This is a genomic window from Oribacterium sinus (assembly GCF_014202695.1).
Taxonomy (GTDB): domain Bacteria; phylum Bacillota; class Clostridia; order Lachnospirales; family Lachnospiraceae; genus Oribacterium; species Oribacterium sinus.
Window position 1 is genome coordinate 136,665 of the sequence record NZ_JACHHH010000003.1, and the last position, 23,902, is coordinate 160,566.

The following is a 23,902-nucleotide window of genomic DNA, read 5'->3' on the forward strand; positions in this document are numbered from 1 at the left end:
CTTCCTTTCTCATTGTTTGATTCGTCCTGCTCCTACTAAATGCTGTTGCCAATAGGAGCTTGTTAAGTCGGCATAGCCGATAGGGTCTCCTGCGTGAAACATTCGATTATCGCCTAAATAAATCCCGATATGAGTAATATAAGAGCCAGCGTTATAGGTAGAATGAAAGAAAACCAAATCGCCAGCTTTTGCTTCGGATAGTGGGATATGTTGGGTCACATCATATTGTTGTTGTGCGGTTCGTGGTAATTTAATCCCAGCTTTGCCATACGTCCATTGTGTCAGTCCGCTACAATCAAATGAAGTAGTCGGGGAAGCTCCGCCATAGACATACTTCCAACCCTCATATTTCAGTGCTTCGTCCATGATGGCTTGTACCGTATTATCATTAAATTGAGTTGTGACAAGATACTGCGTAACAAGCTGAACATAAAACATATTGCCATAGTTATATCGCCAGCCCCCATTGATGGGTATGGCTATTGGATTGGGATAGGACACTTTTTCGCCGTCTGAATATTCCTTAGAGAAACTTTGAGCCAGTTCAAAGGTATATTTGTTTCCACGATTAGCCACATACCCTAAGAAGCCACCGCCATAATTGTAGGACTGAATAACCGATTCCAAATCCACACCGAGCCTATCTCTACTGGCTAATAATTCACTGAAATACTTCACACCTTGCTTGATAGATTCTTCTGTACTCAATGAATTGGGTGGTAGACCAAGGGATTCCGAGGACTGCATAACATCTTCGGCAGTACCGCCCGATTCCACCTGTATAATAGCAAGCAGTACATTAACGTATTCTTCAATGCCATATTCTCTAGCGTATTTTTCTACCATAGGCTTATGAGCCAGCACTTCTGCGGAAACATTCACACCGCCATAGTGAATGTTTGAAAAACCGCCATCTTGTTCATCTGAAAATAAAATGGCAACAAACAGAAGTAGTGAGAAGACCATCAAGAATAGCCCAGAACCACCAATCACTAAAGCTTTCAGTTTCATGGTTTCTTACTGCCTTTCTTGATAGTGGCGGATTTTATTGGTGGTCTATTTCTAAGGTTTTGGCTTTGAACTCTTTGAACAGTAGACGGACGCTCTTTTGTGACTGGACGTTGTGAAGCTCTGTCTGCTGGTGTAGTTGAAGTTGCTGGCTTTTGAACTGTTCTTTCTTGTGTAGTACGGTTTTGTCGTTCCGCTTTTAAACTTAAAGAATCGGACTTAACTGCTGGACGCTCCTGTTTGGCTTGTTGAGATTCCATGCGTGAAGTCTGAATAGAAGATTGTTTTGCGGTCTGTCCATCATGAGATTGTTCTTGCTTAGTAGCTGGTCTTTCATGAACGGAAGAAGCTGGCTGTTTTTTCTGTTTGACCTGTTCCATTTCAGAGCGACGCTCTGCAATGGTTTTGCGTCTTTGTTCCTGCTGTTCCTTGCGTCCGCTGGCTCTGTCTGCTCTGGTTTGAGAAATACTGGAAGTTAGGTCACGAACATTTTCTTTTGCTTTGGATTTTCCTTGATACACTGCATATCTTGCATTGGTCGGAATATCCTTAACCTGTTCTTTGAGATTACCAGCAGAATCAACGATTTTATCTTTGGTATCAGCAACTGCTCCGATTGTTTGTCCGATACGTTTTCCAAGTGTTGATTTTTCCTGTCCGTCTGGACGGGTGTGATCTGCTTGTGTCCTACCAGAACTACCCGACTGTCCTTGTTTTCCTGTAGCACTGGCAATGGCAGACCCAGCCCCTAGAGTAGTCATGGAACGTCCAAGTTTCCGCTGTAGACGGTGCATGTGAGCGTGCATAAGCATACGAGGTTTTCTCATCACACGACTTCCCACACTTTGAGAATCGTTACTCTGTAGAGAAAACATACTCATTAAATCGCCCAGCTTGAAGTAGATTCCTGCAAAGGTCACAATCTGTAGAAAAGCAATCAAAAAGAACGGATAACCAGCCGATAAGGTATAGAGCATGGTTGAAATACTAAATGCTGTCGTAATAATCAATGTGATTCCAGCTCGTGTCAAAATGGTATTAAAGAGCTTTGTTATGGCTCGTTTTGACATACCATCAAATGATGGAATCATGCTTAAAATAAAGCTCACAGGCAGAAACATAGCATAGATGATAAAAAGTACCTGCGAGAAAATCATGATTCCTGTTAATAGGAATACAAATATGGAAATCCCAATATTGAAGACAAATAGGAAGAAGACTGTACCTAAACGGTTAATGGTCTTTGTAATGGTTAGATTGGTATTGCTTCTGTCTTCAATTTCTTCCGCAACAATTTTTTCTCTGTCTTCGCCATTGTTGGAATCTGGGCTGGTGGAGAGCAGGCTTTCCACACGGTCAATACCGATACTTTCAATGTCTGAACTGTTGTATTGAAGCAGTAGCCACGGTTGCTGAACCTGTATGGAAAACAGGCTATCTCTGATTAAGTCCACGCTGTCCTTGCCTTGACTATCGGAATGGGGCATGACAATCTTCGTGCCAAGTGATAAACTGGCATTACTGATGTCTGATGAAAAGTCATTGATTTTTTTAATGTAGTCGGGAGCGTAGGCAATAAAGGAAGCCGATAGGATAAACACCAGCACAAAATTCATAATGGCATGAATTGCCTTTGTGGTTTCTCTCTTTATCAGTCCCGTATAGGCAACATAAACCCCAAGAACCAAAATCAAGAGTAAGAGGAATCCAACATAGAAACCCTCTGTTGAAAATCCGTTTGCACTCACACCAGCTAAGGTCTGCATATTCTTACCAATGGAATCTGCTGTAGCGGAAATGAAGTCTAAGGAATAGGCTTCCTGTACTAAGTAACCTGTCGCATTGGAAACATACAAACTGATTGTCCAAATAAAATTGGTAATGGCATATAGTCCATACATGACCTGTTTTCCAATCCCGTCCGACCAGTTCCACGGAAGCCAGCCCCAGCTATTATCCACATAAAAATCCAGTTGATAGTTTTCAAGTGGGTATCGGCTGTATTCATTTGCCACATTGACCGTATCATCTACCAAGCCCGCAGCTTGAACCACCGTTCCCAGCATGGCTAAAAGAAAAATGGCAATCACAAGTGTGAAAGCCACTGTCATTGCCACTTTACCTAGACGTTTCAGCGTCCAGTTTGATTTTATTCTGTTTACTATTGATGGTTTCACATTTACACCTCTTTTCGCACAGGTGGTCTGGTATCAAAGGCATGGAGCAGTTCTTCAAATACAGGGTGGAACTGTATCACACCGACACGACCATATAAATCACTGATAAGGCATTGCCCGTTTTCCAAATCACGCAATCGCTTCTGATTGTTTTCGTCCTCTGGGTCTACACCAAAAAAGGCTAAGGTCTTTTTAATCTCGTTAAGGTCAGTGGAACGAAATGCAAATTTTAAGCCGAGGTTATTTTTCAGTTTTTCATCTAAGAGGTCGTCTGTATTTTGGGTCACGAAATATACCCCAGCGTTCATAGCACGACCAGCCCGAACCAGCTTCATAGATAGTGTTTTTCCTTGTGCTACCTGTAAAAAGCTCCATGCTTCGTCTAAATCTACAATCTTGAAAATGCTTCGGTCTGTATGGATAAAGTCTAAAGCAAAGGTACTAATGACAATCAGCATAGCAACGGATAAAAGCTCCATAGTGGTATATTCCTCAAAGGAAGTTTCCTTGTCGGGAAGTACCAAGTCCGCAACCTGTATAATGTTCAGTTGTTTTTCTAAGCTGATAGACTGCTCCACATAACCATTACTGAATAATAAATGTGCAAAGTCATAGTCTGTAAAACTTTCGATATGGTCGGCTATACTGGTACTTAGTGGCGTATTCTCAACCCGTAATTCCTCAATCACTTTCATCAACCCTCGTACTTCACTATTGGTTACTGCACGAATGGCTTTTCTAAGGATTGGGAAGCGTTCCCCATCACGAGAGGAAATCCCCGTAAGGAATGTCAGAATATCAATAGCCAGTGATTCAGAATCTTTGGGATTTTTCATAATCACATAAGGGTCAAGTAAGCCTTTGTTTTTCTCATCAGAAGTCAGAGTGACGATATTGATTTCATGGGAAATCTCTGGCAAGGTTTCTTTCCATCTGCCACGTTCTGCTTTTGGGTCTACAATCACTGCTTGTGCCCCATAAAGCACCGCATAATAGACGATAAGGTTATTCGCAAAGGATTTACCACCACCCAGCGAACCAACAAAAGCCGACGCTAACGCATTGGTTACTGAACCCTTAACCCCTTGACTGGCAAGAGCAGGTTTCAGATAGACATTGCGTCCAGTATCTAAGCTGTAGCCAACATAAATCCCCTCATTTTCCCCCAGCATTTGAGTAGCACCAAAACCTAAACCAGCGAGGAAATCAGAGGTCACGTATTGAATATAATCATTCATATAACGCTTGCTGGCAGGTAAAAATTCTTCATGTAAGCCGAGCATATCCCCAAATGGTCGTACCAGTTTTACGCTTAAATCGTCATAAAAATCTTTCACTTCATTACAACGACGTTTGAGTTCGTCAAGATCATTTGCTGATACCCTTACCACATAAGACAGCTTGTACATAGATTCCTTGCTTTGGTCTAAATTGGTTTCCAGCTCATTCACACTTTCCAGAGCTTCCGCCACATTGGAGCTGGTTTCATTATCACTTTGCCAAGCGTGGTTATCCAAGTCTTTCAGTTCTTTCTTTTTATTGCGGACAGTAGATAGGGCTTTACGATTCGCTACAATTTCCACATTCATTGACGTATCAATCGGGAATGTAAATTGCTGTTGCTGGTAGTAGAAGATTTCAGAGGACGGGAAGTCCAGTTCTCCGACAATGCTGTTAATGGTAAAGTAAGCTACATAGACGGTTTCATCTTCCTGCTGGATTTTCAAATATCGCTGTTTTTCTTCCACCAAACAGCGAGTAGGCTTAATCAAGTCATAGTATTTAATCAGCGTTTCATTATCCAGCTTTTTCTTTGATAGATGGTACTCATACTCTTCATAGGCAGTGCCTGTCTGTCCGTAAAGGTGTTCAATCAGATAGCCGAAGTCGTCCTTATCTAACCTGCGGATTTTGAAACGACGAGAGATTTTATTTTCTAAGAGCTTTTCCATCTTCTGAAAACGCAGGATTTCATCATTACTCATACTAACAAAATCGCCCATCAGCTTATGGTTCACATCATAGACAAAATCAGACAAAGCATTTTTTGCTTCAACGGTAAGACTTTTCATAGAAAACTCCTGATCGTTGAGAAGCAACTTAAAGCCGATAAAGAAACGGTAGTTCACTTGATTTTCGCCAATCATGGATATTAAAGCGTCTGTCTGTTGGTCGATTTTGTCATAGGCAACCGCTTTGAGCTTGCCAGTGACTTCATTTTTGGAACGCTCTTGTGCAGAACGTATGCTGGATTCTGTACTGATTTGTAAAGCATGAATTTTGCCATCACGATTTTGTGCGATAAGCTGTCTGAAAGAATCATGCACTTGTATTTTCTGTTCTGGACTTAGAAATGAGTAATTGTAAGGAACAAGCTCATAGTAAGCATAACATTCCCCGTCTTTATTCCAGACGAGATTGTTTTCAATGTATTTAATTGGATATGCCATAAAATTCACTCCTAACTGCTGTAATGGCTTCTTGTGGCTGGTTTCTGCCAAGCGTTACTTTTTTTCCTGCATAGGTCAGCTTTGGTCGCAGTGCATAAGCAATGACAGACTTCAAAAATCCATAAGGCTTTTTACCATCAAAAGTTTTTGTAGACATAAACCATGTGAAAGCCACAGGAATCCCAAAGTATTTGAGAAATGCTCCCTCTATCATGGAAAGAGGGGGCAAGTTGCCAAGTATCATCACTGCAAAGAGTGACACGACAAACCATGTCATTTGCGTAAAGGTTATGGGAAACGGAAGTCTAAAATCATTGATAGAATACAGTACCTTTTCCACAGACCAGATACTGGTATAGCTTCGTATTTTCTTCATGTAATCAATCCTTTCATAAAAAATAGGGGTAGCTGATTGAGCCACCCCGTAAAATAGAAAATCTGCCAGTAGTAATGTACCGACAGATTTAATAGACGATTTCAAAAATCCCATGATTGGTTGAGATAAACGTTCCTGAAAGGTCTAAATCCCGACCATAGGCTTGATAATCAATATAGTTTTGAAGACTAGCTGGTACTTCGCCTAAAGCACCCGTTTCTTCAATGTAGTAGCGTGCCACGTCATACATATCATCACAATCGGAATGAATGATAATATCCTCTTGATGTTCGCTTAGTTCTTCAATGCTTGAAAAATGAGTGAGCAGAGCAGATAGCTCCGATTGTAATTCTTCGGGTAATTCCGATACCATTTCCCATAGTCGATTGAGTTCGCCAATGGAAGTGTATTCGTCAACCGTAAAGGGTAACTCGTAGTCATGAATGGCGTATTCCTCATATTCATCATTCAAGCCGATTTTCTCTTTGACTTCCTCAAAGTCAATGGGAAAGGTAAACCACGCACCGACCAATTCGCCCTCATTGTATTTGCCTAAATTCGCAATATAGACTTGCATATCGTCCATATATTCACGTCCTTTCTTTGTAGAGATTCAAAAATCCCTACCGCACTTCGTTTGGTGTACCATTCCTTTGCGGAACATAAGAAAACCACTTATATTCCACAAAAGAACGGTTTTATTTAAGCACCAATAATGCGATTGAATAGCTCTAGTAAAATGTCTTTTACTCCAGCAGCGTTGAAGACTAAGCCAACCGCAATAATCGCAATAATTAAAAAGCCAATCAGTTTGCTAAACTCACGCTTGAAGCCAAGATACAAGCCAATCACAACGATTGCTAAAAGCACCAGTGATTGAGCGTTTGATAGAAACCAGTTATAAAGGTTTTGTCCAAAATTCATAAAAATGTTCTCCTCTCTATATTCAATGAATTTGTATTTGAGTTATTTTTTTGGGGTATACACTTTCTGGTATGGATAGAGATTCCATGCCAGATTTTTTTATACAAAAAAGAGGACATTTGCTGTCCCCTCGTTATACAATCAATTCACCACAAAAATCATGAAAGAAGGTTAAACAAATGTCCCATAATGATTCTATCCTAAATATTCTTGGAATTAAAGATAAAAATATTAAAATTATTTCTGTTGAAGAAGCTGAACACAACAACGATTCTGTTAAAGAGTATATAACGCTAATAACAGCTACTCTTTCTTATCCGATTAATCGTTGTCGTAACTGTGGCTTTCCCACAGTTAATAAGGATGGCTTTCGCAAAACTCATGTACGACTGGCAAGTTTAAATGGGAGAAGATATGAACTAGAGCTTCGTAAACAACGCTATAAATGTAAATCATGCCATACTACTTTTGGTGCTATTACTAATTTAACCAAAGAAAATCAAACCTTATCCAGTGATCTCAAAAATCAAATCATGCTTTTAGCTCGTAAAGGCTTATCTGGTCAGCTTATTGCTGAAATGTGTCACTGCTCTCCTAGCAGTGTTCGTCGAACAATCTTAGAGCGCATGGAACCACACTATCGTGTGGCTAAGTTGCCTAAGCATCTATGTTTTGACGAGTTTCGTTCAATTAAGTCTGTGATGTCCTTTATCTGTTGTGACGCTGAAACCCACCAAATTGTCACAAAGTTACAGGATCGTCTATCACCTACCATTGTTGATTATTTTGAAAGTCGTTATTCAAAAGCCGAACGCGAATGCGTTCAATCAGTTGTAATTGATTTAAATGCTCAATATCAAAGTTTTATCTATCGCCTTTTCCCTAATGCCAATATCATTATTGATCGCTTCCACCTTGTACAATTAGCTGGTCGCGCTTTGGACAATTGTCGTATCTCTATCCTAAAGCAACTTGATAAACAGAGCCAAGAATATAAAATTATGAAGTCACATTGGAAGCTATTCCATAAAAAAGCTGAAGATCTTCACCCTGAAGAAGTAGTTTTTCTTCGCGGCGTTAAACAATATATGACTCGCCAAAATGCTGTTGATCTCATTACTAGTAAATTTTCCAAGTTCGCTGAAGTATACCAAACTTACCAAGATATCACGAAAGCCCTAAACGAGCGCAATAGTGAATTACTAGAGTCAACCATCTTAGACTACCAAAAAACCAATACAGAAATGGATACTGCTATTCAAACCCTTCGTCAAAACAGAAAATATGTCTTAAATAGCGCTAAATTTGAATACTCTAATGGTCCTTTAGAAGGCATCAATCGCAAAATCAAAACCCTAAAACGAACTTGTTATGGTTTTGCCAATCAAAAATTTTTCTTTTTAAGAATCGATTGTATTTTTTCGTAAAAAAATACCCCCTACATTTTCGTAGGAAGTATTTTTAGTCAACCATACCAGTTGACAGATATCCCACTTAGGACATTTTCCTACAAGGGGTCCCGAGCGCTTAGTGGGAATTTGTACCCCTTATCGATACAAATTCCCCGTAGGCGCTAGGGACCTCTTTAGCTTCTTGGAAGCTGTCAGTAGTATATCTAATAATTTATCTCCATTCCCTTTAGTAACGTGTAACTTTCCAAATTTAAAAAAGCGACTCATAGAATTATTTCCTCCCGTTAAATAATAGATAACTATTAAAAATAGACAATACTTGCTCATAAGTAATGGTACTTAAATTGTTTACTTTGGCGTGTTTCATTGCTTGATGAAACTGATTTTTAGTAAACAGTTGACGATATTCTCGATTGACCCATTTTGAAACAAAGTACGTATATAGCTTCCAATATTTATCTGGAACATCTGTGGTATGGCGGGTAAGTTTTATTAAGACACTGTTTACTTTTGGTTTAGGATGAAAGCATTCCGCTGGCAGCTTAAGCAATTGCTGAATCGAGACTTGAGTGTGCAAGAGCAACTCTAGTGTTCGGTGAATATCCAAGGTACGCTTGTAGAATCCTTCTTCAACAATCAGATAGATGTCAGACGCACGGCTTTCAAAAACCACATTTTTAATAATTTGTGTGCTTAAATGGTAAGGAATATTCCCAACAATTTTATACCTCTGTTTGTTAGGGAATTGAAACTGTAGAATATCTTGGTGAATTAAAGTGACACGAGTATTCAGTTTTAATTTTTCTGACGATAAGTTGAATAGATGACTGTCTAATTCAATAGACGTTACCTGTTTACTTATTTTAGCCAGTTTCGTCGTTAAATGCCCTTTACCTGTTCCAATTTCGTAAACGGTATCGGTTTCTTTTAAATTCAATTGTTTTATTATTTGGTTGAGTACTTTTTCACTCGTTAAAAAGTTTTGAGAATATTTTATATTTTTGTTCATGTAATCTCTCCTGAAGTGATTACATCTGTAAATAAATACAGAAGTTAAACGATTTGTTTGTAATTTTAGTTATCTGTTTAAAAAGTCATAAGATTAGTCACTGGTAGGAATTAATCTAACGTATTTATTTATCTGCGTAATCACTGTTTTTAGTCTGTTTCAAAACAGTAGATGTTTTATCTACATTACGCATTTGGAATACCAACATGACGAATCCCTCCTTCTTAATTACAAATTTTTAGCATCTAATTTAACTTCAATTCCTATTATACACAAAATTTTAAGATACTGCACTATCAACACACTCTTAAGTTTGCTTCTAAGTCTTATTTCCATAACTTCTTTTACGTTTCCGCCATTCTTTGCTGTTTCGATTTTTATGATATGGTGCAAGTCAGCACGAACACGAACCGTCTTATCTCCCATTATATCTTTTTTTGCACTGATTGGTGTATCATTTCGTTTTTCTTTTTGTGCGCCTAAATTTCCCACAATCACTCACTTCTTTCTATTTCTTCTTATTCTTATTTTATCATCAACAATCACAAATCACTTGTGATTTGTGATAAGTGATTTGTGATAAGTGATTTGTGATTAATATATAAAAGCCCTCTTTAAAGGGCTTTTATATTTATTTTGAGAAAGATATAAAATCAATATATCCCTTTTCCCCAATTTTTACAACGGCATTGTAGGGCATATAGTTTTTTATATGAAAGCATTTGTTTTAATATTTGTTCCAAAGAGCCATCATGGCTTTGACAGAGCTCTTCTTCTATGCAAATGCTTTTAATCCGATCCACACGAAAATTCCTATATTCATTTCTTAGCCTGCAAAACCGATTAAGTACCAGTTCTGTTCATAAAACCCCAGTGATATAGGCTCTATCATTCTGCTTTCCGGTTCTTGCCCTCCTGATGCAGGATATTGAATTGATATTACCCTTTTATTGCAGATTGCAGTCTGAATTGCTGCAATAACGTTATCCGCCAATGTATTTTTCTGTCCAGATGTGCTGTACACGTTAATACTGTTCTCCAACTCCTGTGCATAGTTTTTTTCACCATGCTTCAAAATAGATTTGATTTTATACATAGCTGAATCAAAATCCTTTATAAATGATTCATCTCCATGGCAATTTAAAAATTTCCCTGCTGTAATCAATGCACCCACTTCCGCCGCTGTAAACATTACCGGCGGAAGTAGGAAGCCCTCTACAAGAAAATATCCTTTTCCGGCCTCAGATCCAATTGGTATTCCGGCTTCTTCAAGTGTCCGGATATCTCTGTAAACTGTCCTTAAGCTTATATTAAATCGCTGTGCAATTTCTTTGGCAGGAATTATTTTTTTTTGATTGCAGCTGAATAAGAATAGAGGTTACTCTGTTAATCCTGTTCAAATTTTATTCCTCCTCTGTGACTTCCATAAAAAGTATATCCTATGCGTTCTTAAGCTAGCTGCTGTTAGTGCTTCTCATTGCACCCTGGTTATAAAAGCCATACTCACAAACCTCTTCACCAAAACTCTTTACATCTCTAATATAGAACTCTATCTAGCGAACTTTTAGAAAAGATATAAAACATCAGAGTATGGACAGTTGCGGATGTACTTCAGAAAAGATTAGATGTCTAAAAAGCTTGTAGTTAAAGCTTTTTAGACATCTAAATCTAGGTACTAAAACAATTCATCCAGTAAAATATAATATTTTATTTTCTCCCAATCAGGCTTGATCCCCAGTAAGTCAAAAAATAGCTCGACATACTGTTCTTCCCCGATATCCTCCCTGATCGACCGGACGCAGAAGGCAATGTCATACCACTTGTCCGCCCTGCCGCTTCTCCCAAGATCAATAAAGCCACTTACTTTGCCATCTTTCACAAAGATGTTGCTGTCTCCCAGGTCGCCGTGGGAAAAGACAAGTTCCTCTTCGGGCTTTTCCGTCTTTAAAAAATCATACAGCTCGCGCGGATCTTTAAATGGAGTGTCTTCTTCCCAGTTTTCGCAATCCACATCGGCCAGATCGTTATTCAGTAAGTAATCCAATTCGGCTAAGCGGCTGTCTAAGCTATTCGTATAGGGACAATCCGATATGTCGATGGAGTGAAAGAGCCTGATGCACTCCGCATACAGCTCGATAATCTTTTCAGGGCTTTGTTCATCTTCATACTCTTCCGAGCAAAGGACGCCATCGGCCTCACTCATGAGCAGATTGCTCCAGCCATCATGCCGTTCAAAGTGCAGGACCTTTGGAACAGGCAGCTTTCCTTCCAGCCATAGCATCATGTCCTTTTCCCGTTCCACATCATAGGTGGTCCCTTTATACCGGCTGTCCGTCATTTTTAAATATAGGTTTTCATTTTCTCCCACCAGCTTATATACCTTAGCAGGAGACATTCCTTCCGTATCTTTTACGCAGCGGTATTTTTCGATCAGTTTTTTCAATTCCGGTGATATTCTCATTTTAGCCATTTATTATTTCCTTCCTCTTTTCTACAGTATTTAAAGATACCCCAAGAAGCTAATTATAACAAGACGAACTCCAATTAAGCCAATTGCGGTAGACCACGCCTGCCCCAATTCTTTTCGTGTAGGCGGTAAGTTTCTTATATATTCATCGAACGGATCCTTTTTTATATCCTTCATCATCCTCCTCCGATCCCCTTCGTTCTCCTTTAATATCCTATACTTTTAAATTATATTTGAGCACCCAAATATTTGCAAATTGAATTGCCTATCCTTATTCTCACAATTTTCCAAAAAAATAGTCCGCCATCCTCTTTAGATAGCGAACTATTTTCTCAAATATTCATAAATCTCTATAATAGCAATATTTTATTGCAAACTCTCCTGCAAATAATTTACTGCAAACTCTTATACACGGAATAAGCCTTTCTGGGTCTTCCACCTCTTTCATAAGCATCCTTTAATCCGAAGTGCATCTCCTGCAATGCGCCTCCTACATTGTGCATCTCTCCAGGCTGGTCATACTCCCTGGCCAGGAAGAAGGCTTCCACATAGGGATTATTCTTGGCAATGTCATAAGCCTTGGCAATCTGGTCTGCCTGCACATCCTCGTTTGTGGCATTAAAGCCCTGCTCGGAAAGAATCAGGTGTCTTACCTTACCGCTTGGAGAAAGGTACTCCGGCTTCTGTAGATAATCTGTGAGAACATTTAAGTTCTTCATATTGATAATCAAAGAATTCTCACTGTTTGTTGCCTTTCCGTCATCCTCAAAGTTCGGGTCGGAAAGTCCTTCCGGATAAGGATGCCAAGCAATACCGTAATCCAAATCCCGTAATCTATCATTTAATAAACGCAGTAAGTCCTTTGCCTTGTAGTAGCCTGCGGAAGGAGAATGCTCTGTCCAAACATAGTCAAAGGGAATGTATACATTTGCAGAGGGGTTATTCTGCTTAATGGCTGTGTACCAAATGCGGAAAGCATGGGCATACTGGTCTGCATAGTTTTCTATACTGCTGTGAGGAGTAAAATTCCATACGTTAGGATAGTTTATCTCATTCCCGATGACCCAGTTATCCACGGAATCCTTATATAAGGAAGCAAAACGATTGGCAAGCCTGGTGGTTGCATCGATTCCGGCCTGTGTGGCCACATTATAGCCATAGTAATGGGCTTCCTGTCCGCTAATTCCATCAGGAAGAGACTGGGGCTCCGGATTGTTTCTCGGAGTGTTTAGCATAATGGCGGTAACGCTTACCCCGTTTGCCTTGGTGTTCCGGAAGTTATCCATGAAGTTTTGCTCATAGTTGGTAAAGTTGTAAATGATATGCTTTACCCCTAAATCTCTCACAGAAGTAGCATCAAAAAGGGTATCTCTTGTTGCCAAGCCCTTCTTGGAACCGGATCTGGAAAATACCGTATCATTCTGCGCCGCTGCATTTCCTGCGGAAGTACCTGTGGACTTGGTTTGCACGGCTCCATTTACCACCCAGGCGCCATCGCCGTTTACCTGATACCCCTCCACCGTTGTGTTTGTTAAGAGATATCCGTCATTTTGAAAATAATAGGACTCGGCAATACCGTCGCCGTTTCCATCCACCCAGTTCCAGCCGGTAAGATAGCTTCCATCCGCATTTTCATACCACCATCCGGTACCATTACTTTTCCATGTTCCTGCAAATGTTGTCAGACTCATTCCTAAAGCCATAGCCGACGCCAAAAGGGGAATCAATGTTTTTCTTCTCATACTCTACTCCTTATACAGAAAATACTTTTCTTATTCTACCGAAAATCGCCAGGAAAGGCTAGTATATTTCCGACATTTTCTTAAATAATAATTATATTTCCTGAAAAAGAAATATAACAGCTATTAAAAAGAGTGCCCCGCAATTTATGCGGGACACTCTATTTCAAACAAAATTTCTGATACTGCGAGGAAGTTGCTGTTTCCTCCTGCGGCTATATTAAGCGGCTATATTAAGCGGCTGTATTAAACTACTGCAGGAGCCACTTCTTCCACTGCCACTTTTACCTTCTTACTCATTCTTGTACGGATATCATATACCAGCATGAAGGCTACAAGAATAAATCCAAGGTATCCGTTCAATCCGTAAAGCACATTTACTAAAGAACGATAGGGTAAGAAGCAAGCGATAACGCAACCGATAATTCCTAATACTACGGTATAAAGCTTATACTTCTTGGTTCCTTCTTCCTCAATTCTTCCGATACTGGTCCAAAGAAGAGGAACGGAGGTGGTATAAATTCCGCAGAAGATAATTACCGCAAAAATACTTGCCAAAGCAGGAGATATGGTATTTGCCAAGATTAAAGCGGGAATATCCGCCTGGCTGGTTACATCAATATGAGAAATCAATGCAACACTGGCAATCACCATGGTTCCCATAATGAACACTGCAGAGAAAAGCATTCCGATATTTACTTCCTTTACCCGGTTCTTAGAACCAATTTCTGCCAGGAAGCTGGCGAACCACAGAAGCATGAAGCCTGCATAGGAAGCTCCGGAGAGGAACGGATTACCGTTACCTACCTGAACAATTTTATGCGTTCCGGTATCTACTGCCTTTAAATTCTCCCAGAAATTGCCTGCCCCGTTAAAAATACTGATAACGGAAACCACAAGGATGAAAAATACGATGATGGGTCCAATCTTCCCTAAGGCTTCGATAACACCGTCCAATCCAAAAATTACTGTAGCAATAACAAATACGGTAAGGATTACGGCTCCTACACCATTGGGAAGTCCCCATTGCTGTGCAGCTGTAGCATTGGCTCCGCCACACATTACGATAAAGCAGGCATAGCAGAACAGTGCTGAAAAGTAGTCGAAGAAGTTTCCAATATACTTTCCACAATAGTGGGTGTAAATATCTCCACCTCTCTTTAGCTTCAAACGATTTCCGTTTGTTGCGAAGGAAAGATCGGTATAGATATAGATTGCTGCATTCACAGCGATGACAATCCATAGCTTTGATCCGTAAGAAGCCACGTACTGAATAATCTCTTGCATGGTGGCAAATCCGGCCCCAATGTAGAAAGCGATGCAAGCTCCACAGAAGCTAACCACTTTCATGAACTGCAAACTCTTTTTTTCCATTATTCTACTCCTTATTTTTCTTTTAATTCATTCATTTTTTAAGATGAATGTAATGCAAATTGATTGTTTCGTTCTTCCTCCTTTCCCCTAGTGTTTAATTGTTACTGTCCTCTATATTGTTTCCACATTATATCCGATAATTGAATACTATTCAATCTATTTTTCGAATATTAGGGAAATTTTTTTAGTTATTTCTTACTATTTTTCGTTTCTTGTCTCGAGCTTTTTTGTTTATTTTTTAACAAATCCATTTATGTAATAAGAAAATTTTGTCCCTTTTTTCTTCATTTTTGGGTACAAAAATAAGCGTAACTGCAAGAATGTATGTCATACCCACAGCTGCACTTCTTATACAATCGGCCCGGGGCTTGCCTATAACAACTAAATTGTACGCAAAACAACTGGATTGTGCGCAAATTGTATAGGCAGCTCCTGCCTTTTGTTTTCTTTCCGAACTTTCTTTAAGACAGCTTCTCTAAAGGAAGGAGAACAGCCCGAAAGGTATATACTTGCTCCGAGAGAGATTAGGAAATGTATCCCTTTGCTCTTAAAATCTCTTCAGACTTTGCTAAATTGCTTTCAGAAACGCGGATAATCGGCCCTGTACAGCCCATTCCGGATTCCGCATAAATCTTTTCTTTCCAAAGCTCCAATACCGCATCATCCAAATCTGTTACTTCAATGCCGTATACAGCTGCGGTAACAATCTCCTTTGCCGGCATGGGAACAGCTTCTCCCTGTTCCTTTGGCTTATTTGCCTCTCTGATTTCTGCAAGAATGCTATCTAAGCCGGCTTTCTTTGCCAATGCAAACTCTTCCTTTGCTACCGCAAAGACATTGCCCTTAATCAGGTCTCTTGCAAAGCGAAGAGCATTCGCCAAAACCGGTGCTCCGGAAGCTCTGGATACAATCATCACCAGCTGATTATAGTTCTCTCCGATTCCCGGACCATAGCCAAAGCCCTGGGCCTCAAAAGATCCTCCTGTGTTGAAGGAAGAAAGCATCTTGGACAATACGTTTCCGGTTAAGGAATCGCATACCAATACATCCGGTGTTCCACGAAGAACATCATTTCCACGAAGAACCGCACCGCCGTCGGATCTGGAGGACTCTGCAAAGTGAAGAGGATAACCGTTGGACTGTAATTTCTTTAAGGCCTTCTCTGTCTGTCTTGCACCATCTACATTTAAAATACCTACAGTAGGCTCTTGGATGCCGCAAGCCTTTGCTGTGATGATTCCATAAAGGGCATTCTTCACCATTCCTTCAATACGATCTGTGCTGGAGGTTCCTGTGGTGTTAGCAATAAACATTTCCTTACCAAAAGCAGGGGTAATCGCTCTTCCTACAGTAGATACACCGATGGGGAAGGGATAGTGCATGGTTACCGCACCGTCAATCTTATGCTCCTTTAAAAGAGCATCCATCTTATCGTGTCCCTCTTCATCATTGTCCACCACAAGGGTTTCTACCGCATCATTTTTCAAAGAACCGATGTAGAGTACATCCACTCCATCCCTAGCCGCATCCACTGCAGCCTTCATGGAATTTTCCTCTCCATGCTCTGAGCCCATACCTGTTAAAGCAATTCTTGGTTTCTTCGCAAAAGAGCCTGTTTCCAAACCTTCCGCCATAGCCAAAAAGGTATCCGCAATGAGCTCTTTTATTTCTTTAGCCATAATTCTCACCCTTTCTTCTATGCGCCTAAAATAGACTGTGCAAATTCCTTCATGGACTTCGCAATTAAGGAACGGATTTCTTCTTCAGATACTGCTCCGCCCTGACCCTTTCCGGTATTTTTCTGAATCAGGAAGGAAACACCGTCAAAGAGGTTTGTCATACGGCCAAGGAAGAGAGATCCCTTTCCGATAATCATAACTCTCTCCATATCTCCCTTTTCAATGCTTTCCTTGGCAAATCCCACATAAGGAACACCGGAAGGAATATGACCCTGAGTCGGTGCATATCCTACTAAGCCCTTCTCCTCACAGAACTTTGCCAAATCAGCCTTCTCAAGCCATCCCTTCTTAACAGCAAGAGCAGCGATCATCTTATAGTTTGCCATAGGAACATCTCCGGCTCCTGCAGGCTTGGTAATATCCGCATTCTGCATCTCAGGAGAAAACTTATCCACATCATTTACGGTAAGTCCCGCCTTCTCCAAAGGATCCGCTACTAAGGAACCGATAACGTTCTGTGGTGCAGCACCTGTTCCAACGGTATGTCTACCAATAACATCCAGATTGATTTCAGCAGAAACACCGTCATTTTCAGAAACTACTACAGAGAAGGAGCCTAAGCAATCCTCCAGCATGGGGAGCTCTTTCTTTACATGGTCTTTTCCGTTCATGGCAAGCTTAGGTACGCAACCACCACCGATAACAAGAACGGTATGGAAAGCTCCTGCCTTTACCAAAGAAGCCGCCTCAATCATAGCGTGGGAAGGGCCTGCACAGAAGCCTCTTGCATCGGAACCGGTAGCATTCTCCAGTCCGGCAATCTCAGCTACAGCCTTCGCAAAGTTTCCGCCACCTCTCTGGTTTACGTCTCCGCAGGCTTCCTCGGAACAGTCAATAACATATTCAATGGAAAGCGGGTCCACATTGGAGGACTTTAAGGAGTGAAGAACAGCCAAAACGGAGCTTGCTTTATTCATCAAGTTCTCCAGCATTACTTCTGCGGAAAGGTTTACATCAATATCATGTGCTCGCTTTACACATCCTACCAGCTTTCCTTCGTAGAAAAGAGGCTCTGCCTCGTGAGCGTCCACAAATCCCTTAATCACGGAATTCTCTACGCCCTCTTGTACTCTGGCAAGGATTGCTTCTGTGATTACAGGATCCTTGGCAAGCTCTCCCTTGTTTGCTGCTACGAAGTCCTTATCCAGGTAGAAAACCTCGAAGCAGTCACAAGCCTGTGCCAAAAGAAGGAACTCATTCTCCGGCATAATCTCTCCAAAATGGCCATAGCGCTTGGCATTTTCTACCTTCTTATCGAAATAGGGGAACTCCACCTTGGCAAACTCCTCGGGGGTCTTGTTTCCGATATATACCTGGTTTGGCCAGTAAGCTACACAATCCTCAAAACTACGAACGTGCTTTCCCATTTCTTTTAAGAACTCACCATCAGGATTTACCAGTCTTTCCTGCACAATGGTGGAGCCGTGCTGCAACATCAAGCCGGGAGTATATGCCAAACAATATCCGGAACCTTTAATGACACTATTCATTTTGATCACCTCATATTTTATTGTTAAGTTTTACAAATTTACCAAAGAAAAGATAGTTCTTTTTCCATTTTTAGTACTTTTTTTGAAAAGAATTTTGAGAAAAAAGGGAGCCCATAAAAAGCTCCCTCGGTTTTAAAGGTACTTGCAATATTCAGAGCGAATACTATTCATTTCGTTGACAATATCGTCTACATCTAAAACCATTTCCATCATACTAACCTGGTCTTCATAAACAGATTCGTCAAACTCTTCCTTCAACTCTGGTTCGCAAACATGATATACCGTGAGTCCAAGCTGGACCCCAGTCAATGGGCCGGCAAAAGTAGGATCTCCTGCTGTAACGGTCTCAGCTGCAAGTCCTGCAGCCTCCCCCTCAGCAGCGCCAAGTACAACAACCAGATTCTCTGGTCCGAACTTATCAGCAAAATCCTTTACTCTCTTTTGATTTTCCAAGTCCATTGCGCCTGCGCTCGTTCAAACGAAGCACTCGGTAGAAGCAAATACTACTTCTCCGCCGGCGGTCTCTACACAAGCCTGAATAGCAGGTCCTGGTACACCGTCACGGTCACCGATGATGATAACTTTTTTACCCTTTAAAATAGCCATCTTTTCTCTCCTTTCTTTAAAGATATGTATCGTAATGACTTTCGTCAAATACGCAAATTAAACAATTGCTTACTGATTTAAAGCAACATACTTTTCAACCATCTTCTGGATGGACTCTTCTGTTGCATCATCCTTAACCAGCTCTTCCACCTTCTGTCCATCCTTATAGATAGCCATAACGGGAAGTCCTAAAATCTTCTGGCCGATAGCCAATCTTCTAGCCTTTGTAGTATTCAGAGAAGTGAACTTTAACTTACCCTCATACTTGTCAGCCAAAGAATGTACGAATGGCATAAGTGCAGCACAGGGAACACATCCATCTCCGAAGAAATCTACAAATACATAGCCGGATGCCTTCAGCACTTCCTCTTCGAAGGTATTCTTATCAACCTCTAACATCTTGTCCTCCTTTATTTGTGTTCGTTAATATATTTCTCTGCCTGGGTGGCTGCAATAGCACCATCCGCAGCAGCAGTAACCACTTGTCTAAGACTCTTTACACGTACATCTCCAACGGTGAAAACGCCGGGAATATTGGTGTGCATATCTTCGTCTGTAGGGATATATCCTCTGTCATCCATTTCCAGATTGGTTTCCTGGAAAATCTCTGTAGTAGGAATTCTGCCGATAAATCCGAAAATTCCGAACATTCCGTCCTCTTCACTGGCTTCCAATACCTGCTCTTCCCCGGTAACTACATTCTTCACCTTAATCTTCTGAAGAATATCATCTCCGGACAGCTCTTCTACTACGGTATCCCACATAATATGCAGCTTCTCATTCTGGAAAGCTCTCTCCTGAATAGACTTTGCCGCTCTTAACTCATGTCTTCTGTGAATAAGAGTAACGGAGCTTGCAAACTTTGTCAAATACATAGCCTCTTCCACCGCAGAGTCTCCGCCGCCTACTACAAATACGGGAAGATCCTCGAAGAAGTTGGCATCACAGGTTGCACAGTAGGAAACGCCTTTTCCTAAGAATTCCTTCTCTCCCTTACATCCGATTGGACGTGGATTAGCTCCTGTGGCAATAATCAGAGTCTTACCCTCGTAGGTCTCCTTGGTACCGATAAGTCTTTTAACATCTCCGTCCAATTCTACAGCCTTGATGGTATCATGAGCTCTTTCACAGCCAAAACGCTCTGCCTGCTCAGTCATTCTCTTAATCAGAGAAGGACCGGATTCACCTTCCACAATCTGTCCCGGATAGTTCTCGATAGAATCGGTAATGGCAATCTGTCCGCCATCCTGTCCCTTCTCCACAATCAAGGTGGAAAGTCTGGCTCTTCCTGCATAAAGACCTGCAGCCAATCCTCCGGGACCTGCTCCCAGAATAAGCACGTCATAAATCTTGGACATGGTTTTTCTCTCCTTTAGATATTAATAATGTATGATTATACAAAACAGACTACGTCTATCTTGTGTGTAGCCGATAGGAATGGTCTTTGTTATGGTAACAAAAACAGCTTTTCTTTCTCAATAGCTTTCTCTCTTTTTAGAGATAAAAAAAATTCAAAGTATAATAAATATTTGTTATAGTGTTCGGTTTATATTCCTTATAAAAATTTCTTCAGGGCAGGGTCTCTGCCCTGAAGAATGAGTATTACGCAGTTTTTACAAAACACAAGCTTACTTGAAAATAGTCTGATCGGAAACTTCTGTGCAAAGAGCCTTTAAGGACTTCTCTACAATCTTTCTTCTCAGAGCCTTCTCCTCTTCCGGTTTCATAGCCGGATTTCCCAGTGGGTGAGGAATAGCGATTGCCGGAACAATACGGTTAGCACCTACTGTCATAGAGATAGGTGTAACTGTACAAATGTGTACTACAGGAATTCCTGTTGCTTCGATACCTTTTACCATTGTTGCACCGCAACGTGTACAGGTTCCTCACGTGCTGGTAAGAATGACCGCATCTACATGGTCCTTCTTAAGTTTTGCACCGATTTCCTCAGCAAACTTCTTAGCAGAAGCTACTGCAGTTCCGTTACCTACTGTGGTATAGAAGTAATCGTAAAGCTTTCCGATCTTTCCTTCCTTCTCTAAATCTCTAAGAACGTCAACAGGTAATACTCTGTCGGCATCCTGATTTGCATAGCTGGGGTCATATCCGCCGTGAGCAGTCTCATAAGTTTCTGCTGTTAAGTCATTTACGCCCTTTAAGCTGTACTCACCGTAACGAGTAGCATTGGAAGACTCGATATGGTCCGGATTGCCCTTTGGAACAATACCGCCGGAAGTTACTAAAGCGATGGTAGCCTTAGACATATCCTTGATAGCGGGCATTGGAGCCACACGGTCGAAGGAAGGCATTGGATACTCCGTGGTAAATTCCTTACCGGAAATCTTAGCCAAAAGCATCTCTACCGCACGCTTTGATCCTCTCTTCTCCTCGAAGAAGTTTACACGGATTCCCTGTGGGATATATCCCTCCTCCTTGGAGGAACCGATCTTCTCTCCTCTGGCAAGCTTCAAGCCAAGAGGCGCCATCTTCTTCACGGCATCTCTCATTCCGGCTGCACTGTTTTTGGTAGAAACGATATAAATCTTGCTCTTTGCCTCGTCAGCTCCCGGGTTCTCAACATACATACCTGTAATAACAGGGATGTGAAGCTCTTCCTGAACTGCTGCAGCAATAGTAGCGCAGGCAAATCCATAACGGCCGGCATTGAATGCAGGACCTGCAATGAATAAATCCGGCTTAAGCTCAGCAACCTTCTTTAAAATCTCCGGCTTTACCTTATCGGTATTCTCACCGAAGTAGCTATCTCCGCAAACGATGGTTCCAACGATTTCAGCCTCATCACCGAAAGCCTGCTGGAAAGCAAGTCCCGGTCCCATAGCGCCCTCATGGTACTCCATAGGATAGTCTGCCTTATCCTCTCCACCGACCTGAGCGAAGAACTGGTTAATATATTGAACAACCTTTAATTTTCCCATTTTCTTCTCCTTATCTTGCACTCAGCTTGTTAAAGCCAACCTCAGAGGTAGCACCGGTAATAACCTGAATTTCTACTTCCAAGGAACCGTCAGCCTTCACTGTAGTATCACTAGCTCCCGCAATTTTGGTCATGTAATCCAGAGTTCCGATTACCTTATCCAACTTCGGAAGGGTGATAAGCTGGTTAGCATTTCCACCGGTAACTAAAGCATTGGCTGCCACATCCGCATCTGCCAGGGACTGAGACTTTCCGTCTCTTCCTGCATACTCATCAGTGATGATTACCGTCTTGATTCCCTCAGCCTCAATCTTCTTACAGTTCATGATTAAGTCGGTATCCGGGTTTCCGAATCCTTCCTCAGTGATGATTACCGCATCTAAGTGAAGCATCTTGCAGAGCTTAGCGGTCTGGTTGGAGGAACGCTCTTTATCAGCAAGGTAAACGTTCTCGTTGGTAATGATATGAGCCACAAAGTTAATGGTCTTACCGTGCTCTTCGAAAAGATCCTCTATAACAGGGTTGTTCTCGTGAACATAGCTTGGGTTCTTATCACAAGCGGATACGCAGTTTCCGGAAATGATAGCGCCGTCCATAGACTCTGTCGGATACAGAATGGTGGGAAGAATCTTCTTTGCATCTACACCGTAAACATAGGTGTCATGCAGTAATCCCTGAGACTGAAGCATCTGAACATATCCAACTCTTGGAAGATCCGGAAATGCCTTTGCGCCTTCCATAAGGTCCAAGGTCTCATATACCTTAGTCTCATCAGGAGTAAGCTCTTTAGCCTTCTCAGCAATAAATGCAGCGGTCTTCAAGCCTGCCAAACGAACAGCCTGCTCGTAGTCATGGGACTCTGTTCCCTCTACCGGCTTGCATACACAAGTGAGGTTTACAGTCTTGGAGAATGGAGTATACTCTGCTCCAAGTCCGCACATATCGATAACACCCTCCTGGAAACCAACGATAGGTCCTGCAGTAATTACTGCCATTCCCTTTAAGCAATAGGTCTTTCCGGATCCTACGGTATCCACAGGAGCAACCACTCCGGGGAATACGCCGCCCTTTCCTTCTACCTTTACTCTTGGCTCAATCACATCCTTAACCGGTGTGATACGAACGGATTCACCAGGTCTTGCCACATCAAATTCCACTTCTTTAATCTTCTCTTCTGACAGAAAAACTTCGCTCAGTTCTTTCTTGGATACATAGAGAACGTGGTCTTTGATTTCTGTTTTCTCGGCAAACTGGATGTCATTAATGAAAATCTTACCTAATTCCAGCTTCACTTTCATTTCCTCCTTTTAAGTATGATTCATAAAAAGCGCCAAGCACAATGCCTAACTGCTCCTTTATGTCCTTAATGTAACACTAAAGACTCTAACCCGCTGTCCAGCAGGGTCCAGTCCAAGGTCTGGAAATCCTTCTGTACCTTTTCCTCGTGAATTCGTTCGTTTTCTTCGAACTTCTCACAGGTATTCAAGGCATACTCGATCAAATCCAAGGACTTCATATCAAATCCTTCTTCCGGTGTCTTGTCCAGAAGTACGGATTCATACGGCGTTTCATTGGGTTTAATGGAGCCATCTAAAGGATGGGTCAGAATCTTTCCTCCCATATGTACCATATCCCGTACCGCCTTAAGGGTATCCATGAAGGAAATCTCCTTGTAGTCAATCTCTATCTTCACGCTTGGATATTTCTTCGGTACATTTTCCTTCACCAAAGGGTTATTGGTAACAATCACTAAGGTTCTCATTACACTTCTCCTTTCTAGAAACACAAAACAGGGGAACGAGAAAATTCTCGCATCCCCTGTTTCATTAGATTCAGAGTCCCCAACATATTCATCCTTTTACCTGAAAGATTCATCGTTTTTCAACAACTTGCCTCTTCGGTGGCTTTCGCTCTCTCTGAACATGCCTTATTTATGGTGCTTGTCAGCATTTTAACAACGCTTGTAGAGTTTTTCAACAAAATCATCTTATATATTGTTTTATTCTATAAGTATTTTCTACAAAATAATTTTTATATTATCAAAAAAAATTTTATATTGATGGATTCGTATTTCAAAATATTGATTTGGCATATTTTTACAAAATATCTATAAAAAATATCTTTTTATCCATAGTAAGTTTCTATAAGTCTAAAGCTTTATGGAATTGTCCAATTTCACAAAAGAAGATCTCCAAG

The 23,902-nt window shown here is 41.1% G+C and carries 21 protein-coding genes, 2 pseudogenes and 1 riboswitch; of the genes and pseudogenes, 1 reads left to right on the top strand and 22 read right to left on the bottom strand.

Annotation, left to right across the window (positions count from 1 at the left end; translation table 11 throughout):
- Nucleotides 1-9: 9 nt before the first annotated feature.
- From HNQ46_RS03990 to HNQ46_RS04015, 6 genes are all read right to left on the bottom strand, one after another.
- Nucleotides 10-1,011, bottom strand: coding sequence for a bifunctional lytic transglycosylase/C40 family peptidase (locus HNQ46_RS03990; protein ID WP_002324551.1), 1,002 nt, complete (start codon nucleotides 1,009-1,011; stop codon nucleotides 10-12).
- Entirely contained in the window at nucleotides 1,008-3,185 is a 2,178-nt protein-coding gene (locus tag HNQ46_RS03995) for a CD3337/EF1877 family mobilome membrane protein (RefSeq protein WP_183683253.1), read from the bottom strand. The genes HNQ46_RS03990 and HNQ46_RS03995 overlap by 4 nt, the downstream gene beginning before the upstream one ends.
- A gap of 2 nt (nucleotides 3,186-3,187) precedes the next feature.
- Complete coding sequence (gene tcpF, locus HNQ46_RS04000; RefSeq protein WP_000331160.1) at nucleotides 3,188-5,635, bottom strand: conjugal transfer ATPase TcpF; 2,448 nt, start codon at nucleotides 5,633-5,635, stop codon at nucleotides 3,188-3,190.
- Nucleotides 5,619-6,011, bottom strand: coding sequence for a conjugal transfer protein (locus HNQ46_RS04005; RefSeq protein WP_000723888.1), 393 nt, complete (start codon nucleotides 6,009-6,011; stop codon nucleotides 5,619-5,621). The genes tcpF and HNQ46_RS04005 overlap by 17 nt, the downstream gene beginning before the upstream one ends.
- A gap of 88 nt (nucleotides 6,012-6,099) precedes the next feature.
- Nucleotides 6,100-6,597 carry an antirestriction protein ArdA gene (locus HNQ46_RS04010; RefSeq protein ID WP_000342539.1) on the bottom strand — a complete coding sequence of 166 codons (498 nt, stop codon included), beginning with the start codon at nucleotides 6,595-6,597 and terminating at the stop codon, nucleotides 6,100-6,102.
- Between the two features lie 116 nt (nucleotides 6,598-6,713).
- Nucleotides 6,714-6,935 (bottom strand): hypothetical protein, encoded by a 222-nt coding sequence (locus tag HNQ46_RS04015; protein ID WP_001009056.1) that lies wholly within the window; start codon nucleotides 6,933-6,935, stop codon nucleotides 6,714-6,716.
- A gap of 179 nt (nucleotides 6,936-7,114) precedes the next feature.
- Here HNQ46_RS04015 and HNQ46_RS04020 point away from each other — a divergent pair, with 179 nt between their 5' ends.
- Complete coding sequence (locus HNQ46_RS04020) at nucleotides 7,115-8,362, top strand: ISL3 family transposase (RefSeq protein ID WP_000019067.1); 1,248 nt, start codon at nucleotides 7,115-7,117, stop codon at nucleotides 8,360-8,362.
- A gap of 256 nt (nucleotides 8,363-8,618) precedes the next feature.
- Here the strand turns inward: HNQ46_RS04020 and erm(B) are convergent, their stop codons facing one another.
- The 16 genes and pseudogenes from erm(B) to HNQ46_RS04095 all read right to left on the bottom strand — a co-directional run bounded on the left by erm(B) (nucleotide 8,619) and on the right by HNQ46_RS04095 (nucleotide 23,468).
- Nucleotides 8,619-9,356: a 23S rRNA (adenine(2058)-N(6))-methyltransferase Erm(B) gene (erm(B), locus tag HNQ46_RS04025; protein ID WP_183683255.1), complete on the bottom strand. Its 738-nt coding sequence runs from the start codon at nucleotides 9,354-9,356 to the stop codon at nucleotides 8,619-8,621.
- A 124-nt stretch (nucleotides 9,357-9,480) separates the two neighbouring features.
- Nucleotides 9,481-9,564 carry a 23S rRNA methyltransferase attenuation leader peptide gene (locus HNQ46_RS04030; RefSeq protein ID WP_001814874.1) on the bottom strand — a complete coding sequence of 28 codons (84 nt, stop codon included), beginning with the start codon at nucleotides 9,562-9,564 and terminating at the stop codon, nucleotides 9,481-9,483.
- Nucleotides 9,565-9,612: 48 nt separating this feature from the next.
- Nucleotides 9,613-9,782, bottom strand: a pseudogene (locus HNQ46_RS12365) (MLS leader peptide).
- Nucleotides 9,783-10,182: 400 nt separating this feature from the next.
- Nucleotides 10,183-10,530, bottom strand: a complete 348-nt coding sequence (locus HNQ46_RS12325; protein WP_047629183.1) for a helix-turn-helix transcriptional regulator — start codon at nucleotides 10,528-10,530, stop codon at nucleotides 10,183-10,185.
- Between the two features lie 63 nt (nucleotides 10,531-10,593).
- Nucleotides 10,594-10,701 (bottom strand): annotated as a pseudogene (locus HNQ46_RS12370) (HTH domain-containing protein); the annotation flags it as partial.
- A 330-nt stretch (nucleotides 10,702-11,031) separates the two neighbouring features.
- Nucleotides 11,032-11,826 (bottom strand): aminoglycoside O-phosphotransferase APH(3')-IIIa, encoded by a 795-nt coding sequence (aph(3')-IIIa, locus tag HNQ46_RS04045; protein WP_001096887.1) that lies wholly within the window; start codon nucleotides 11,824-11,826, stop codon nucleotides 11,032-11,034.
- A gap of 389 nt (nucleotides 11,827-12,215) precedes the next feature.
- The gene (locus HNQ46_RS04050) at nucleotides 12,216-13,565 is read right to left on the bottom strand and encodes a DUF5722 domain-containing protein (protein WP_183683257.1); all 1,350 of its coding nucleotides are present in this window, start codon (nucleotides 13,563-13,565) and stop codon (nucleotides 12,216-12,218) included.
- 243 nt (nucleotides 13,566-13,808) lie between these two features.
- On the bottom strand, nucleotides 13,809-14,936 hold the full coding sequence (locus HNQ46_RS04055; RefSeq protein ID WP_183683259.1) for a YkvI family membrane protein: 1,128 nt from the start codon (nucleotides 14,934-14,936) through the stop codon (nucleotides 13,809-13,811).
- A gap of 524 nt (nucleotides 14,937-15,460) precedes the next feature.
- Nucleotides 15,461-16,615 (bottom strand): glycine/sarcosine/betaine reductase complex component C subunit alpha, encoded by a 1,155-nt coding sequence (gene grdD / locus HNQ46_RS04060; RefSeq protein WP_183683261.1) that lies wholly within the window; start codon nucleotides 16,613-16,615, stop codon nucleotides 15,461-15,463.
- 17 nt (nucleotides 16,616-16,632) lie between these two features.
- Nucleotides 16,633-18,165 carry a glycine/sarcosine/betaine reductase complex component C subunit beta gene (gene grdC, locus HNQ46_RS04065; protein WP_183683263.1) on the bottom strand — a complete coding sequence of 511 codons (1,533 nt, stop codon included), beginning with the start codon at nucleotides 18,163-18,165 and terminating at the stop codon, nucleotides 16,633-16,635.
- A 132-nt stretch (nucleotides 18,166-18,297) separates the two neighbouring features.
- Entirely contained in the window at nucleotides 18,298-18,771 is a 474-nt protein-coding gene (gene grdA / locus HNQ46_RS04070) for a glycine/sarcosine/betaine reductase complex selenoprotein A (RefSeq protein ID WP_083793732.1), read from the bottom strand.
- A gap of 69 nt (nucleotides 18,772-18,840) precedes the next feature.
- Nucleotides 18,841-19,170: a thioredoxin TrxA gene (trxA, locus tag HNQ46_RS04075; RefSeq protein ID WP_007157945.1), complete on the bottom strand. Its 330-nt coding sequence runs from the start codon at nucleotides 19,168-19,170 to the stop codon at nucleotides 18,841-18,843.
- 11 nt (nucleotides 19,171-19,181) lie between these two features.
- Nucleotides 19,182-20,129: a thioredoxin-disulfide reductase gene (gene trxB, locus HNQ46_RS04080; protein WP_007157946.1), complete on the bottom strand. Its 948-nt coding sequence runs from the start codon at nucleotides 20,127-20,129 to the stop codon at nucleotides 19,182-19,184.
- 270 nt (nucleotides 20,130-20,399) lie between these two features.
- Nucleotides 20,400-21,707: a glycine reductase complex selenoprotein B gene (gene grdB / locus HNQ46_RS04085; protein ID WP_183683265.1), complete on the bottom strand. Its 1,308-nt coding sequence runs from the start codon at nucleotides 21,705-21,707 to the stop codon at nucleotides 20,400-20,402.
- Nucleotides 21,708-21,717: 10 nt separating this feature from the next.
- Nucleotides 21,718-22,998, bottom strand: coding sequence for a glycine/sarcosine/betaine reductase component B subunit (locus HNQ46_RS04090; protein ID WP_308578907.1), 1,281 nt, complete (start codon nucleotides 22,996-22,998; stop codon nucleotides 21,718-21,720).
- A gap of 71 nt (nucleotides 22,999-23,069) precedes the next feature.
- Nucleotides 23,070-23,468, bottom strand: a complete 399-nt coding sequence (locus tag HNQ46_RS04095) for a GrdX family protein (protein ID WP_183683269.1) — start codon at nucleotides 23,466-23,468, stop codon at nucleotides 23,070-23,072.
- A 78-nt stretch (nucleotides 23,469-23,546) separates the two neighbouring features.
- Nucleotides 23,547-23,636, bottom strand: a riboswitch (glycine riboswitch).
- Nucleotides 23,637-23,902: the final 266 nt, after the last annotated feature.